We start from the raw sequence: 13,502 nt of genomic DNA on the forward strand, positions 1-13,502 counted from the left end.
GCTATGCGTTTTACATTGGAGGAGGCATTGGCGGACGAGCCGGTATTGTTCGAGCTTTTTGCCCAGAACCGCGGTGAGGAAGTGGCAGCTTGGGGCTGGGGGGAAGCGGAGCTGCAAACGTTTCTCGCCATGCAGTTCCGATTTCAGCAGCAATCCTATCGGATGCAGTTTCCAGTAAGTCATATTCAGCTTATTAAAGTGGAAGATCAGACTGTCGGCATGCTTCGCACAGCTGCTACAGAATCAGATCGGGTGCTGGTAGATATCATTTTAACTGCTTCATATCGAAATAAGGGAATAGGCACGGAGCTTATTCTGATGCTTCAGGAGGAGGCCCGGGCTTCTGGGCTTCCCCTGAAATTAACCGTGCTGCGTGATAACCTTGCCAAGCGGTTATATAAAAGGCTGGGCTTCACCGTTTTCTTGGAGGACGAGCTTTATGAGCATATGCGCTGGCAAGGATAGGCATCCATAACGAAGCTGTCGGTTGTGCTTTTGACCGATTTCTTATAGATCCATAACTTCAAGAAGGGCGAGGGGATACGATAATGGTACCTTATTTAGGGGAAATTCGAATGTTCGCAGGTAATTTTGCTCCGCAGGGCTGGGCTCTTTGCAACGGTGGGATGCTTTCGATTGCTGAAAACGATGCTTTGTACATGTTGCTGGGAACAACGTACGGCGGCGACGGAGTAACGACTTTTGCCCTGCCGAATTTGGCAAGCCGGATACCGGTTGGCACAGGCAGGGATTCACAATCAGGAAAGACTTATATTTTGGGTGAAGCAGGGGGAACGGAGAGCGTGACATTAACGGCAATCCAGCTTCCCGTTCATACGCACCCCGTTAACGGCTCGGATGCCGCAGGCAACCAAACCTCGCCGAGTGCCGGCGTATGGGCTGCTCAAATGTCTAAAAACATGTATTCAAGCGCAGCATCCGAAGGCGTGATGGATCCGCAATCGATTACTCCTACCGGAGGAAATCAGCCGCATAATAATATGATGCCGTTTTTGGCGGTTAATTTTATCATCTCGCTTGCAGGCGTATTCCCACAACAGAACTAAGGAGGCATTTGAATGGCAGAGTCATTTATTGGCGATATCAGATTATTTGGTTTTGGATTTACTCCAAAAAATTGGGCGGCTTGCGAAGGCCAGCTTTTGCCGATTAACCAGAACCAAGCTTTATTTTCGATCTTGGGAACGACCTATGGGGGAAATGGCACGACGACTTTCGCATTGCCTGATTTAAGAGGAAGAGCGCCTGTCCACATTGGAAATGGCATTAATTTGGGGGGAAAGGCGGGAGAAGCGGCACATACGCTAACGTATAGTGAGATGCCGGCCCATAACCATATTGCGCAAGGAACGGAGAAGACAGCCTCCGAATATTCGCCTATCGGTCATGCTTGGGCTGTACCGGGTGTTAACAGCGGGTCATATGCTACTACACCGAATACGACGATGAGTCCAAATGCGCTCTCAACGGCGGGAGGAAGCCAGCCGCACTCTAATATGCAGCCGTATTTAGCCATGAATTATTGCATTTGCACAAACGGAATATTTCCATCACGTAACTAGAAACGGTTAGGAGGAATAATAATGGCTGATCCCTATGTAGGTGAAATTCGTATTTTTGCAGGAAACTTTGCTCCTAGAGGCTGGGCAATATGTGACGGGCAATTGCTGCCGTTATCACAAAATACAGCTTTATTTTCAATATTGGGCACGATGTACGGCGGAGACGGTAAAACAAACTTTGCCCTTCCTGATCTAAGAGGCAGGGCGCCTATGCAGCAGGGACAAGGTCCTGGGCTAACTGAGCGTACGCAAGGAGAAGCGGACGGTGACCCGAATGTCACATTGTTGACGAATGAAATTCCGAGCCACTCTCATGCTCCTGCCGCAGTAGCCGTTAGCAATGCGAATCTACCTGCCGATGCACTATGGGCGGGCTTAGCACAGGGCCGGGGGGTGCCTGCTTTGTACGGCAATTCCCCTGCTCAGCCAATGAGTCCGCTGGCAATCGGAATAGCTGGACAAAGCTCGCCTCATAATAATATGCAGCCTTATTTAGGATTAAACTTTATCATCGCCTTAACGGGTATATTTCCTCCTAGGTCTTAGTCTGATTCTGATGGGCCATTGCACATGACTTGCATATGCAGGCTTTATTGCGATCGGCTTCCGGAACCTGTTGAAGAAGAGACTTAGGGAAATTTTCGCGAAAGCACCAGCAATCCGCTGCTTCTTCTTGTACAGCTTTGATCCCGCACTCATTCGGCTTACCGCATATCGGACAATTCATGGTTAGATGCTCCCTTCTTAAAGAAACAGCCCTTTCGCTTCTGGCGAAGGGGCTGTTTCGCATATTGTGCCAATCGTGTGCTTACACAGCGGATGATTGGAGGACGAACTTCTCGATGACGTGACGCACGCCTTCCTCATTGTTCGATAGCGTGACATAATCCGCGATATCCTTAAGGGATTGAATCGCGTTGCCCATCGCTACGCCAAGGCCTGCAGCAATAATCATTTCATTGTCGTTCCATGCATCGCCGAGGGCAATCGTTTGGTCCATCGTGCAGCCTAAGTGCTCGGCCATAAACCGCAGGGCATGTCCCTTCGTGCCTTCCTTATGCATAAACTCCAGATAGTGCGCTTTCGATTTTGTAATGTGCACGCGATCGCCAATAAGCAGCTTTAGCTCCTCGGCAATTATATCGAGACGAGCGGGATCGTCGATGATAAGCATTTTGTTCATCGGAAAATCAATCAGTTTATTGAAGTCAGGCTCTATTTTGTAAGGGATGTTGGAGAGCTTGGAATAAGCCTTTATTTTATCGTTATCTTCTGTTGCGTACAGCTCGTCATCCACATAAAGCTGCAGGTGAAGGCCATTTGCTTCGACGTAGGCATGCAGCTCCTTGGCCGCATCGATAGGCACGTTGCGCTCATATAACACTTGCCCGTCGAGCAGAGTTTTGACGAGGGCTCCCTGATAAGTAATAATAGGAACATTGAGTTCAATTTGCTTGGCAATCTTTTGAGCGGAAGCAAACATGCGGCCTGTTGCGAGCGTAACCGTCACACCCTGCGCAATGGCAGCCTCCATCGCACGCTTCGTGCCTTCCGTTACGGTTAGGTCATCCGTCAATAAGGTGTCGTCAACATCAATTGCAATAAGTTTATACATACTAGCAGTGAAGCTCCTCTCCAGCTCTCTAAATTTTAGATTAGGTTGATTGTAGCTAAAATGATCCACACATACAAGACTTTGCGTATGCTTACGAAGCAAGTTTTGCTTTGTATAACTTTAGAGGAGATGAACAGATGAACAATTTTACTTCAGCGGCGTCAAAACAACGATTTCTGACTCTCTGCGTGCTGGGCGCTATTTTGTTTACAGCCGTAGGCTTCGCGCTTGGGCTGCTATGGACGGGCAATCGATATCCGATGCTGAAGGAGCCGGTATTCAAGCAATTTACAGTGTCCTACAACAAAATTATAAATGATTATTTAAACGGAGCTGAGCCGAAGAAGCTCATTAACGGAGCGGTTGCCGGCATGGTCGCTTCCCTTGAGGATCCTTACTCCCGGTATTTAGCAGAGGAGAAGGGCAATGCGTATACCGAATCGTATGAAGGCCAAATATACGGGATTGGCGCTGAAATCCGCGAGGAGGAAGGCCAGTTCGTCATAAGCGGGCTGACGAAGGGCGCTCCTGCCGAGCGCGGCGGCTTGCTGCCGGGCGATATCATCATCTCGGTAGATAATCAGAAACTGAGCGGGAAGACGTTTGAGGAGCTTCTGAGCGTCATTAGAGGCAAGGAAGGCACGTCGGTCTCCCTCAAGGTGCAGAGGCCGAATCAGGTCGAGCAGATTGCGCTGACGCTGAAGCGGGAAGCTATTCCGGTCCATACGGTTACCTCCGAGATGCTGGAGGGCGGGATTGGCCATGTGACGATCAGCCGCTTTGCCGAGAAAACAGCGGATGAATTCGAGGCAGCACTTAAAGAGCTGCAGGCGAAGCAGCCGCTTAAAGGATTGCTGCTTGATATGCGCTCGAATCCGGGAGGCTTGCTGCAGCCGACCATCAAAATTGCGAGCACGCTGATTCCGAAGGATAAAGTGATTTTGAACGTCGTATACAAAAATGAGCGCCAGACGATCACTTACAAATCCAAGCAAGAGAAGGAGTGGACGGTGCCGATTGCGGTGCTCGTAAATGGGCAATCCGCGAGCGCCAGCGAGGTGCTGACAGCCGCATTGAAGGAATCGGCGGGAGCTACCGTCATTGGAGAAAAAACGTATGGCAAAGGCGTCGTGCAAGCCTTTAATCAATTTAAGGACGGCTCGGTTTTAAGCTTAACGGAGGCGCAGTGGAAGACGCCTGGCGGAACCTGGATCAACAAAACAGGCGTTTCGCCGGATTTCGCGGTCAATCTTCCCGAGTATACGAAGCTGAGACCACTTGCCATCGGCTCAGATATGAAAGTGGGAAGCTACGGCGAGGATGTGAAGACGCTGCAGCTGATGCTGAAGGAGCTAGGCTACGGTCCTACGGGGCAGGTGGGTATGTTCGACAAGCAGACTGCTGAAGCGATGCGCAAGTTCCAAGCCGCTGAGAAGCTGGAGGCTACAGGCAGCTTTAACGACAAGACGGGCTATCAGCTGCTGGAGCGGCTGCGCGAGAAGCTTGGACGCGAGGACAGCCAGCTGCTTAAAGGATTAGAGGTTCTAAAAAAATCGTAGTTGACAACGGGGATGATAATCATTATCATCAAGTAGGAAGCAAATCCTTCGTTGCGCTGCGGGGTGAATCGGATGAAGAAGATCAAATATTGCAAACGGAATTTAAGGAATGGATCAGAGCCGATTTATAAGGCGATGAAAAGCCGATATCCGGATATCAAGCAGAAGAAAAGCGATTGCCTCGGCGATTGCAAAACCTGCAAGCTAGAGTGCTTCGTCGTCATTAAGTCGAAGACGGTAAGCGCGCCGTCTCCAGAGAAGCTCTACAAACGATTGAAAAAAATGATCGGATAACCAATAAAAATGGATACATTTACAAGAACGGCATTTGCCGTTCTTTATTTTTATGTTAGAATAAGTACAATCTAGGAAAGCTGAGGTGCACGAGCATGAATGATGGATTAGCAGAAGCTTTAAATGAACAGATGAATTTTGAATTTTATTCTGCGCATGTGTATCTTGCAATGGCAGCGTATTGTTCGGGCGAGAGCTTGGACGGTTTCGCAAACTTCTTCATTGTACAAGCTGAGGAAGAACGGTTTCATGCTATGAAAATATACAAATTTCTAAACGACCGTGGCCGCCGTGCTACACTTTCGGCTCTTGGAGAGCCAAATAACGATTACGCGTCCATCCTGGACACATTCGAGCAAGGCTATGGACACGAGCAGCAAAATACGAAACGCTTCTACAATCTGTCTGATCTTGCGATTAGCGATCGTGAGCATGCGACAATTAACTTCCTCAAATGGTTTATCGACGAGCAGGTTGAAGAAGAGGCGCTGTTTGATAATATCATTCATAAGCTGAAGCGGATCGACAAAGACAGCAACGCTTTCTATATGCTCGACGCTGAGTTTGCAACTCGTTCTTTCACGCCTCCGGCGCTATAAGGAAAACAAGCTTGCGTTTAGCGAATAACGAAGAGGCCGTCCTTTTCGGGTAGAAAACTCTACCTGAGAAAGACGGTCTCTTTTATATTTGTAGTTAGTGAACGGAAGGAGCGCTGTTTGTTTTTTTGCTCTTCTGGAAGGAAATGATTGCAGCAATGAAAGCCAGAAACAGTGCAGCACTTGCCATCCACGGGTTATATAAAACAGTTTCATTCCATGTGACGGCTATCCCTCCGACTCCTGCGCCTATCGCAAGTCCGATTTGGGTCACGGAAGTGTTCAGGCTGATGACAAGGTTAGAGGACTGCGGCGCTTTCTCGATGAAGTAGGTTTGTGTAGCAGGGCCCATAATGAACATGGACATGACCCACAGGGATAAAAGGGTTATCGCAACAGGGAATGAGCGGATCGCAAGCGGCAGCAGGCCAAGCGTGATGACATGGGAAACCATGCTGATGACCATTATGCGTACGCTCCCCCATTTGTCTACGGCAGATCCGCCTAGACGGGAGCCGATTGCGCCGGCTATTCCGAATGCCAGCATGATGAACATGGTGGAGGATACGCTCCTATGCAGGATCGAATCGAGAAAAGAAGTCAAATACGTGAACATAATAGAGTTCCCGGCTTCTCTGAATAGGACGAGCAGCAGCGCGGTCAGAATAACTGGATTTGCGAGGACGGTGAATTGTTTGCGGAAGGGAACAGGGGCGTCTCCTTCGATTTTCGGCAGCAAGAGCGCCATGCCGATCAGAATAACGATGCTGCCTACGGCTAGTAAGAGGAAGATCACTCGCCAGCTGAACATATCGGTAAGGGCGATGCCGATTGGTATTCCCAAAATCATAGCCGTGCTAAAGCCGAGAATAACGGTTCCGATTGCGCTGCCGATCTTCTCAGGCGTGGCCAGCTTCGCGGCAGCGCTGAAAGCGGCTACCAGCAGGACGCCGGAGCTTACGCCCAGTATCAGCCGTGAAATAAGCAGCAGCGTAAAGCCAAAGCTGAAGAATGAAGTGAGATTGCCGGCAATGAAGACAAGCATAGCAAGTAAAAGAAGCTCTTTGCGACCTATTCGCGCCGTTAACGATACGACGATTGGTGTTCCAATCGCGAACGCGAGCGAGTAAGCGGTAATGAGCTGGCCAGCCAGAGCGACGGACACCTGCATTTGGCTTGCCAGTGTATTTAAAATGCCGGCAACGACTAGCTCCGATGTAGCGGTCAAGAAAACTGCTATCGTTAAAATATAAATGACGATACGGTTCATATGGGTTAATCCTCTCTACTTGTATTCAGGCAGCTAACCGCGTCCGGTGTAATGCTTATTTGAATTATAATCAAGTTACTTTACATAAGTAAGAACGCAAAATGGTTGGACATCATCCATTTATATGGATTAACTAACTTTAAGTAAGTTGCTGAACCGATTTCCATGAAAAAACCGCCAGAGGATCAAATCCCCTGACGGCCCCATATGGAAAGCATTTAAGATAACTTCTCAGCAGGTGAAGCGGTTTGCACGGTATTGCCCCACTTTTGTACCCATTTTTCCATTTCCATCAACGCGGTTTGGAAATCGCGGCCCTTCTCCGTAAGCGAGTATTCCACCGTAACAGGCACAGTTGGAAAAACCTCGCGCAATACGAGTCCGTTTTTTTCCAAATGGCGAAGGGTATCCGTAAGGGATTGGGTCTTGACGATGGCTACATTCCGCTGGAGCTGATTGAACCGCTGCGGTCCCCTTAGCAGCTCTTCAAGAACGAGGAACGCCCATTTGGCGCCCAAAATCTGCAGCACTTCGCAGATGCTGGATCCGGCATTTTCCTTGCAGTCGCCAGGCAGGCTGGCTTGATCGGCCATGAGATGTCCTCCTCATTCATAATTAGCCAAGCTAGAGTAGAGCAGGATAGGTAACATTATTTTATGCTACCATTATGATACTGCGCTTTTGATCATGTCAATCGTTCGAGCAACTTTTCCACCCTAGGCACGTCTATCTGGGTAGAAATGGTTATGGTACAATTTTATACGAGCTTGAGGCATTTACGTGAAGATAAATAATAAGCTCATTCGGGATCTGATCGATCTTAGATGAGGAATAGAAGCGGAGAATCGATGCGAAGAACGGTAATAGCGCCATGGACAGAAAAGTGGAATGAGCTGTACATTTTAGAAGCGGCTGAAATGAAGCGTATCCTGCATCCGGAGCAGATAGACATTTTTCATATTGGAAGTACGGCAGTTCCAGCGATTGGGTATGCTAAACCGACGATCGACCTATTGGTTGTCGTCAAGGAAATCGGCAGAGTGGATTTATATGAGCAAGAAATGGCTGAGCTAGGCTATTCCGCCAGGGGGGAGCAAGGCATTGCCGGGAGGCGGTATTTTACAAAAGGGGGAAACAGCAGAACCCATCATGTACATATATTTGAAGCAGGAAATATAAACATTAAAACACATCTAGACTTTAAAGCGTACATGCTCGCCCATCCCGAGGAAGCTGCGCGATATGGTAAGCTCAAATTAGAATTAGCGGAAAAGTTTCCAGATGATATTCATAAATATCAAGCAGGCAAAGAAGCATTTGTTCAAGCTTTAGTGGATAAGTCGATCATCTACGCTTCGGAACAACAAAATACCGATTAAAAGGGAGAAGGACATGTGCAGAAATATTAAAACGTTATTTAACTTTGATCCGCCGGCGACAGAGGAAGAGATCCACTCGGCTTCGCTCCAATTCGTTAGGAAGCTCTCCGGCTTCAACAAGCCGTCGCAGGCGAATGAGGAAGCCTTTCATCGTGCCGTTGAGGAGGTTGCCGCAGCCGCCCGCACGCTGCTGGAATCCCTTGTAACTAACGCGGAATCTCGCAACCGCGAGGTCGAGATCGAGCGTGCCCGCGCCAGAAATGCACAACGTTTCGGAACGAGTACGGAGTAGCTCCAAAGCGTGTTTAAGGCGTTCAATAAGGAGAGTCAGCAAATGGATATACGTATATTGGATAAATCCGATGCTCCATTGTACCAGCAATTGCGGTTAAGCTCGCTTAAGGCCAGCCCGGATGCATTTGGGTCAACCTTTGAAAGAGAAGCGGGATTTACGCTTGAAACGGTGGAAGAACGAATAAAACCGACTAAGGACAAATTTGTGTTGGGTGTTTTTGATGCAAAAGGGATGTTAGTTGGAATGGTCGCTTTTATGCGCGAAAGCGGCATGAAAACGGCCCATAAAGGCAATGTCTACGGGATGTATGTAGCGCCAGAAATGCGTGGCAAGGGGCTAGGGAAGCTGCTCATGCTTGAACTGCTCATAAGGGCAAAAGCTTGTGATGGCTTGGAGCAAGTGAACTTAACCGTTGTCTCTCAAAACGGCGGCGCGAAGAAGCTTTACGAGTCTGTTGGGTTTGAGGTCTATGGCGTGGAGCGGAACGCCTTGAAGTTCAATGGGCAATATTTTGATGAGGAAATGATGGTTTTAAAGCTCTAATTTAATCGCGAATGAAGGGTTTAAATGAACGGCAGGCCAGGGCATTGCTTTCAGGCTCTAGCCTGCCGTTGCTTTTTTATGTTCATCTAGCTAATGCAATTGTTATTTCTGCTGGTCTGTCCGCACTTCTCCGTCGATAGGCATGATCATGACATCCGCTAAATCTTTGTTCGAGCTGTACTCGGTAAAGCCAAGCTCGGTGCTTTTGCCTTGACTATCGATCGTTCCGTACACGTTTTTATCAAGCATCAAATGTTTAGTGAAATAGACGGATTCGCCAAAAGCCTCATGCCGTGTGCCCACTTCCCCATTACTTCCGTATGAATCATTTTGCCATTTTACGACTGCAATGCCATCCTGATTTATTTCGGTATAATTGATCAGCCCTTTATATTGATACTCAAAACGCAGCGCTTCTCCCTTTGGAAAAGTATAAGCGAATGTATATCCTTCTCCCGAAGCTTGAATTTCTTTACCCGCATACGTTTTTGGATAATGAATGGCAATTTCGCGAGCTTTTGCTAAATCTCCGTGCATAAGGATGTTAAAGCGTTCTTCGCCGGACGGAGTGCGCACAATTACGCTTTTATCCGTAGTGCTATACTTCAATACTCCTCCCAGCGTTTCTGAAATAAAGCGAAGGGGCAGATAGGTTCTGCCGTCTTTGATCGTGACAGGGGCATCCAGTTTGACGCTTTTGCCGTTAACTTCAGCCGTTGTGGCTCCGCTTTTCAGGCGCACGGTTGTTTTATTTGTTTTATTGACGATGACGATCGTCTTGGTGGCTTGTTCATAAGAATAGGTTAGGTTAGCCGGATCGTTAAAAGCTTTTAGCTGCACCATCGTTCTTTGCTTTACGGTTAATACATCCTTTTGCAGCTCGCCGTCAATGTAGACTTGTGTTGGTTTCTGGGGGGCGGCGGAGACTGCTGCTCCGGCAGCCAGCATTCCCATGATCGAAAGCGAAGCGGCTGTTGCTTGTATCCATTTTTTCAAAAATGAAGCCTCCTTATTTATTCTAATAGTTCCCAGTTTCAATAACGCATTTTTTTGTAAAAAGTTGCAAGATGAGTCTCTCATGTGGAAAAATGCAAATGTGATGAACATGCCAGGTTTTGCCTACACACTAAAATGGCATGGAAAACCTACGGCTTATGAAATTATCTATGAACGGTTAATAAAATAGAGCTGTGAAGATAGAACAGAGGAAATGGCAGCAAGGGGGAAGAACATTCATGCTGGACAAAAGAATATTGGAAGATGGGCTTTCAGTCATTTCAACCTGTAAAAAAGAAACCGGCGACATCTGGCATGCCCATTTTGGTGCTGCAGCTATCGCTAGTTATTTTTTTGTAAAAGACAATAATTTGGGTGTGGAGCTTGGGCAAAACGTATTTTCTCAATCCAGAGCTATGATCGCAAATAATGGTGCAACGAGTAAATATAACCGTCTTAGAAGCAATGTTGAAGAAGCAGAAACCGTCATACTTGGGGCTCTTGATCACACAATCGATCAACTCCACTGGGTAGGTCATAACGTCATTTATAGCGCCTTAAGTTTATTGGCCATTCATGAGCTTAATGGCTGGGGGTCTGATGATGATCTTTCAGGAATATCCGAACTCATTCGCTCATTTGAAAAAACCATTCCAGGACGATCATGGATTGGCTATTCGGCTTCCGAAGTAAAAAGATTGGAAATCACAGAGGAGGATAACTTTCCAAGGATTGACGATGCCAATGCTCTCTCGCTTTTTGTGCTGGAGCAATTATCCGATTTTAAAGTCATATACCGGGCGGAATCGCATCATGATTTAATGGGCCATATGCTCACTTTTTCTCATGCATTGAACATTTTATATTGTCTTGGCCATGTTTCATATTTCAAGAGGGGTTTGCCGCCGCTTCTCAAAATGATAAAAGTTTTGCGCAGCAGCCGCCATGTAAATCCGGGAGATGAAGTAAAGCTGGTTTCACCTGTCGATCAGCTGCCGCTGCAACAATCAGCAAGGGCGGAGTTTCTGCCGGACGAGCAAAAGTTTTGGACGAAGGATCATAGCGAGAGCAATTGGGATTTTGGCCATGTTTTTAAATTTTCTTTTAGTTTTTATGATCATGCAAGGCGAGTGGAAAGCGGTCGGACTTCATATTTTGAAAGTTTTCGGTATATCATCAGCCAAGGCTAAAATAGGAAGCAGCTGAGCGGAGAGGCTAACTCTGCTCAGCTGTTTTTCCTACAGGCGTTTTTTTCTGCTTCTGGGCTAGCGGTAGGTCAACTTACTCGAATAAGCATCCATCTTTGGGCACCGTTACCGAGATCATCCCATATTTGAACGTTGGAACCATTGGCCGTACCGGAGCCGGCAACATCAAGCGCTTTGTTGCTACCTCCATCCATTACTTTCATATAACCGCTGCCTGTATCGATAAGCTTCCAATGTTGATTAGCGCTGCCTGCATAATCCCAGATTTGGACGTTGGAGCCGTTCGCTGTTCCTAAGCTGCTGACATCAAGCGCTTTTCCACTATGCACGTTAATGAGCTTGTACGCTCCGCCGCCGACATGCGTAATTTGCCAAAGTTGATTCGCTTGGCTGCTCCCCTCCGTCCAGATTTGAACGTTAGCGCCATTTGTGGTTCCCCATCCGTCTACCTCTAGCGCTTTGCCGCTGTTTGTATTCACGAGCTTATAAACTCCGCCTGAGACGATCCCGTTATAGCTGTCGTTTCGAACAAATTCAACCCGGTCAATGTCAACCCATTGGTTTGCATTCGTATTGGATACAAAAAAACCAATGGTTGCTTGCCCGTTCGTAACGGCAAGGTTTGGGAGTGAAATTGGCGTCCATGCCGTTGTAACCGGGCAGTTTTCTTGGCGCATCGTTCCCCCAAAATCTTTAGCTTCTACGACACATGTGCTTTGCCCTCCACTGCTTCGCATATACGCGCGAAGCGAATAGCTGCCGTTATCAAGGCCGCTAATGGTTTGTCCGACGTAGGCGGTTGCAGGCCCGCTTATTCCGGCTAATCCGATAAAATAATTGCCATGAGCGGCGGGCACGCCGACACCATCGTTCGTGCCATGTACTTTAATGCGCGCGGGATAATCATCGCCATATGTCGTCCAGCCGCTTGCATTAGCCGTTTCAAAGCTCCAATTCGTCAGCAGATTGGTGTTTGATGGCGTGATTGCATGGCCGAAGCGAACATAGACGCCGCTGCTTGGATAATCGGAGCTTGTAGCAGCAAGCACATGAGTAGAGTCAACTGGCAGCAAGGCGTTCCAATTAGAGTTAGTGGAGTCGCTGACTGGAAAAATATTGGAGCGGTATTGCCACGTTGCTCCATTATCTGAACTAATCATGGTATACATGGACGAGTATGAATCGCCCGTATTTGTACTGTCATTATCGGTTTGGAAAGAGGCGAGCAGCCGCCCATCCCCCAGCTTTACGACAAATGGCGCGCCGGCTTTCTTGCCAGGCTTGGATGGAACATACATCGTCTGCCGGGGCACATTCCAGTTGTAGCCGTCGGATGAAATTTTGTATTTGATGACAAAAGGATGACCCGCGACATCTGTTGCTTCGAAGACAAGAATATATCTGCCGTCTGCCATCTGAGCAATGACCGGCATACCGTCTCTTGAGCCCGCGGCAACGCCATCGCTGACTACCGTTTCTGCGCTCCAGCCATTACCTGACCATGTTTTCATGATGAGCTTTTGAAGGCCTGTAGTACCGGCAGCCACCGGGCCGTCATCTGCGTAATAAACAGCTATCGTATTCCCAAGCAATTGAAGATGCGGCTCCCATAGTCCTTTGAAGGAATTTGCGGTGGTCGATCCTATTTGACCGTTAGCCAGTACCGACCATGTATTGCCGCCGTCCGTGCTTTTGCTAGTTCTAAGGTAAGTGGTGAAGGTGGAGCCAGATTGGACGACAAGGCGATAAGAGAGCCAAATGTCACCGTTAGACAGCTGGAGCATTTGGCCGTTCCCCACGTCGCCGCTCGGATCTGCTGCAGCTTGTGCAGCGGGGGACCAGCTATGGCCGCCGTCTGTGCTCCGTGAAATCATAATCCGTGTTTTACCGCCGCCAACATTCGTATCAAAAGAAGCGAGAATATCGTTATTGCTCAGCTTGAGCAACCGAGGATACCATACGCCGCCAGTAGCAGGAGTGAACACAGCTGCGGTATTGGATGGCCAAGCAAGTCCTGCTGCTGCAAAAGCTTGAAAAGCAGGCAGCAGGATGCTGATGATAAGAAGCAAGCCTAGCGAGAATGCGGTTAAACGTATCTTCTTCTGTAAGAACATATTGTACCGACTCCTTCATATGAGGCTGAATGTCATTCAAAAAATGATTT

Annotated in this window: 17 protein-coding genes; 11 read left to right on the forward strand and 6 right to left on the reverse strand. The window is 48.0% G+C overall.

Annotated elements, in window-relative coordinates:
* The first annotated feature begins 3 nt into the window (after window positions 1-3).
* From ADU23_RS15125 to ADU23_RS15140, 4 genes are all read left to right on the forward strand, one after another.
* Window positions 4-465: a GNAT family N-acetyltransferase gene (locus ADU23_RS15125; RefSeq protein WP_053374484.1), complete on the forward strand. Its 462-nt coding sequence runs from the start codon at window positions 4-6 to the stop codon at window positions 463-465.
* Window positions 466-545: 80 nt separating this feature from the next.
* Window positions 546-1,067 carry a phage tail protein gene (locus tag ADU23_RS15130; protein ID WP_157265802.1) on the forward strand — a complete coding sequence of 174 codons (522 nt, stop codon included), beginning with the start codon at window positions 546-548 and terminating at the stop codon, window positions 1,065-1,067.
* A gap of 12 nt (window positions 1,068-1,079) precedes the next feature.
* On the forward strand, window positions 1,080-1,583 hold the full coding sequence (locus ADU23_RS15135; protein WP_053374486.1) for a phage tail protein: 504 nt from the start codon (window positions 1,080-1,082) through the stop codon (window positions 1,581-1,583).
* A 21-nt stretch (window positions 1,584-1,604) separates the two neighbouring features.
* Window positions 1,605-2,129 carry a phage tail protein gene (locus ADU23_RS15140; protein WP_053374487.1) on the forward strand — a complete coding sequence of 175 codons (525 nt, stop codon included), beginning with the start codon at window positions 1,605-1,607 and terminating at the stop codon, window positions 2,127-2,129.
* On the opposite strand, the gene ADU23_RS15145 is transcribed toward ADU23_RS15140, so the two are convergent.
* Both ADU23_RS15145 and ADU23_RS15150 read right to left on the reverse strand, forming a co-directional pair.
* The gene (locus ADU23_RS15145) at window positions 2,119-2,373 is read right to left on the reverse strand and encodes a cysteine-rich CWC family protein (protein ID WP_197286068.1); all 255 of its coding nucleotides are present in this window, start codon (window positions 2,371-2,373) and stop codon (window positions 2,119-2,121) included. The genes ADU23_RS15140 and ADU23_RS15145 overlap by 11 nt on opposite strands.
* 18 nt (window positions 2,374-2,391) lie before the next feature.
* Window positions 2,392-3,198, reverse strand: coding sequence for a Cof-type HAD-IIB family hydrolase (locus tag ADU23_RS15150; RefSeq protein ID WP_053374489.1), 807 nt, complete (start codon window positions 3,196-3,198; stop codon window positions 2,392-2,394).
* Window positions 3,199-3,335: 137 nt separating this feature from the next.
* Between ADU23_RS15150 and ADU23_RS15155 the strand changes: the two genes are divergently transcribed.
* From ADU23_RS15155 to ADU23_RS15165, 3 genes are all read left to right on the forward strand, one after another.
* Complete coding sequence (locus tag ADU23_RS15155) at window positions 3,336-4,757, forward strand: S41 family peptidase (RefSeq protein WP_053374490.1); 1,422 nt, start codon at window positions 3,336-3,338, stop codon at window positions 4,755-4,757.
* Window positions 4,758-4,829: 72 nt separating this feature from the next.
* A complete protein-coding gene (locus ADU23_RS15160) occupies window positions 4,830-5,051 on the forward strand; it encodes a DUF1450 domain-containing protein (protein ID WP_053374491.1) in 222 nt (73 codons plus the stop codon).
* Window positions 5,052-5,146: 95 nt separating this feature from the next.
* Complete coding sequence (locus ADU23_RS15165; protein WP_053374492.1) at window positions 5,147-5,650, forward strand: ferritin; 504 nt, start codon at window positions 5,147-5,149, stop codon at window positions 5,648-5,650.
* Window positions 5,651-5,744: 94 nt separating this feature from the next.
* On the opposite strand, the gene ADU23_RS15170 is transcribed toward ADU23_RS15165, so the two are convergent.
* A complete protein-coding gene (locus ADU23_RS15170; protein WP_053374493.1) occupies window positions 5,745-6,917 on the reverse strand; it encodes an MFS transporter in 1,173 nt (390 codons plus the stop codon).
* Between the two features lie 218 nt (window positions 6,918-7,135).
* Window positions 7,136-7,510 (reverse strand): winged helix-turn-helix transcriptional regulator, encoded by a 375-nt coding sequence (locus tag ADU23_RS15175; protein ID WP_053374494.1) that lies wholly within the window; start codon window positions 7,508-7,510, stop codon window positions 7,136-7,138.
* Window positions 7,511-7,765: 255 nt separating this feature from the next.
* Between ADU23_RS15175 and ADU23_RS15180 the strand changes: the two genes are divergently transcribed.
* Genes ADU23_RS15180 through ADU23_RS15190 form a run of 3 tightly spaced genes read left to right on the forward strand, consistent with a single transcriptional unit; the run spans window position 7,766 to window position 9,134 of the window.
* Complete coding sequence (locus tag ADU23_RS15180; RefSeq protein ID WP_053374495.1) at window positions 7,766-8,296, forward strand: GrpB family protein; 531 nt, start codon at window positions 7,766-7,768, stop codon at window positions 8,294-8,296.
* Window positions 8,297-8,309: 13 nt separating this feature from the next.
* Window positions 8,310-8,588 carry a DUF2277 domain-containing protein gene (locus tag ADU23_RS15185; RefSeq protein ID WP_053374496.1) on the forward strand — a complete coding sequence of 93 codons (279 nt, stop codon included), beginning with the start codon at window positions 8,310-8,312 and terminating at the stop codon, window positions 8,586-8,588.
* Between the two features lie 42 nt (window positions 8,589-8,630).
* The gene (locus ADU23_RS15190) at window positions 8,631-9,134 is read left to right on the forward strand and encodes a GNAT family N-acetyltransferase (RefSeq protein WP_053374497.1); all 504 of its coding nucleotides are present in this window, start codon (window positions 8,631-8,633) and stop codon (window positions 9,132-9,134) included.
* A 102-nt stretch (window positions 9,135-9,236) separates the two neighbouring features.
* Here the strand turns inward: ADU23_RS15190 and ADU23_RS15195 are convergent, their stop codons facing one another.
* Entirely contained in the window at window positions 9,237-10,130 is an 894-nt protein-coding gene (locus ADU23_RS15195; RefSeq protein ID WP_053374498.1) for a copper amine oxidase N-terminal domain-containing protein, read from the reverse strand.
* Between the two features lie 239 nt (window positions 10,131-10,369).
* On the opposite strand from ADU23_RS15195, the gene ADU23_RS15200 reads away from it, so the two are divergent.
* Window positions 10,370-11,320 carry a hypothetical protein gene (locus ADU23_RS15200; RefSeq protein ID WP_053374499.1) on the forward strand — a complete coding sequence of 317 codons (951 nt, stop codon included), beginning with the start codon at window positions 10,370-10,372 and terminating at the stop codon, window positions 11,318-11,320.
* An 86-nt stretch (window positions 11,321-11,406) separates the two neighbouring features.
* On the opposite strand, the gene ADU23_RS15205 is transcribed toward ADU23_RS15200, so the two are convergent.
* Complete coding sequence (locus tag ADU23_RS15205; protein ID WP_053374500.1) at window positions 11,407-13,452, reverse strand: RICIN domain-containing protein; 2,046 nt, start codon at window positions 13,450-13,452, stop codon at window positions 11,407-11,409.
* Window positions 13,453-13,502: the final 50 nt, after the last annotated feature.

Origin of the sequence: Paenibacillus sp. FJAT-27812 (assembly GCF_001273905.1) — a bacterium.
GTDB lineage: Bacteria > Bacillota > Bacilli > Paenibacillales > Paenibacillaceae > Pristimantibacillus.

Coding starts and splice junctions, on each gene's coding strand:
- ADU23_RS15175 (WP_053374494.1), bottom strand. CDS start 7,510: ATGGCCGATCAAGCCAGCCTGCCTGGCGACTGCAAGGAAAATGCCGGA.
- ADU23_RS15155 (WP_053374490.1), top strand. CDS start 3,336: ATGAACAATTTTACTTCAGCGGCGTCAAAACAACGATTTCTGACTCTC.
- ADU23_RS15205 (WP_053374500.1), bottom strand. CDS start 13,452: ATGTTCTTACAGAAGAAGATACGTTTAACCGCATTCTCGCTAGGCTTG.
- ADU23_RS15180 (WP_053374495.1), top strand. CDS start 7,766: ATGCGAAGAACGGTAATAGCGCCATGGACAGAAAAGTGGAATGAGCTG.
- ADU23_RS15150 (WP_053374489.1), bottom strand. CDS start 3,198: ATGTATAAACTTATTGCAATTGATGTTGACGACACCTTATTGACGGAT.
- ADU23_RS15160 (WP_053374491.1), top strand. CDS start 4,830: ATGAAGAAGATCAAATATTGCAAACGGAATTTAAGGAATGGATCAGAG.
- ADU23_RS15200 (WP_053374499.1), top strand. CDS start 10,370: ATGCTGGACAAAAGAATATTGGAAGATGGGCTTTCAGTCATTTCAACC.
- ADU23_RS15190 (WP_053374497.1), top strand. CDS start 8,631: ATGGATATACGTATATTGGATAAATCCGATGCTCCATTGTACCAGCAA.
- ADU23_RS15125 (WP_053374484.1), top strand. CDS start 4: ATGCGTTTTACATTGGAGGAGGCATTGGCGGACGAGCCGGTATTGTTC.
- ADU23_RS15185 (WP_053374496.1), top strand. CDS start 8,310: ATGTGCAGAAATATTAAAACGTTATTTAACTTTGATCCGCCGGCGACA.
- ADU23_RS15140 (WP_053374487.1), top strand. CDS start 1,605: ATGGCTGATCCCTATGTAGGTGAAATTCGTATTTTTGCAGGAAACTTT.
- ADU23_RS15135 (WP_053374486.1), top strand. CDS start 1,080: ATGGCAGAGTCATTTATTGGCGATATCAGATTATTTGGTTTTGGATTT.
- ADU23_RS15170 (WP_053374493.1), bottom strand. CDS start 6,917: ATGAACCGTATCGTCATTTATATTTTAACGATAGCAGTTTTCTTGACC.
- ADU23_RS15145 (WP_197286068.1), bottom strand. CDS start 2,373: ATGCGAAACAGCCCCTTCGCCAGAAGCGAAAGGGCTGTTTCTTTAAGA.
- ADU23_RS15165 (WP_053374492.1), top strand. CDS start 5,147: ATGAATGATGGATTAGCAGAAGCTTTAAATGAACAGATGAATTTTGAA.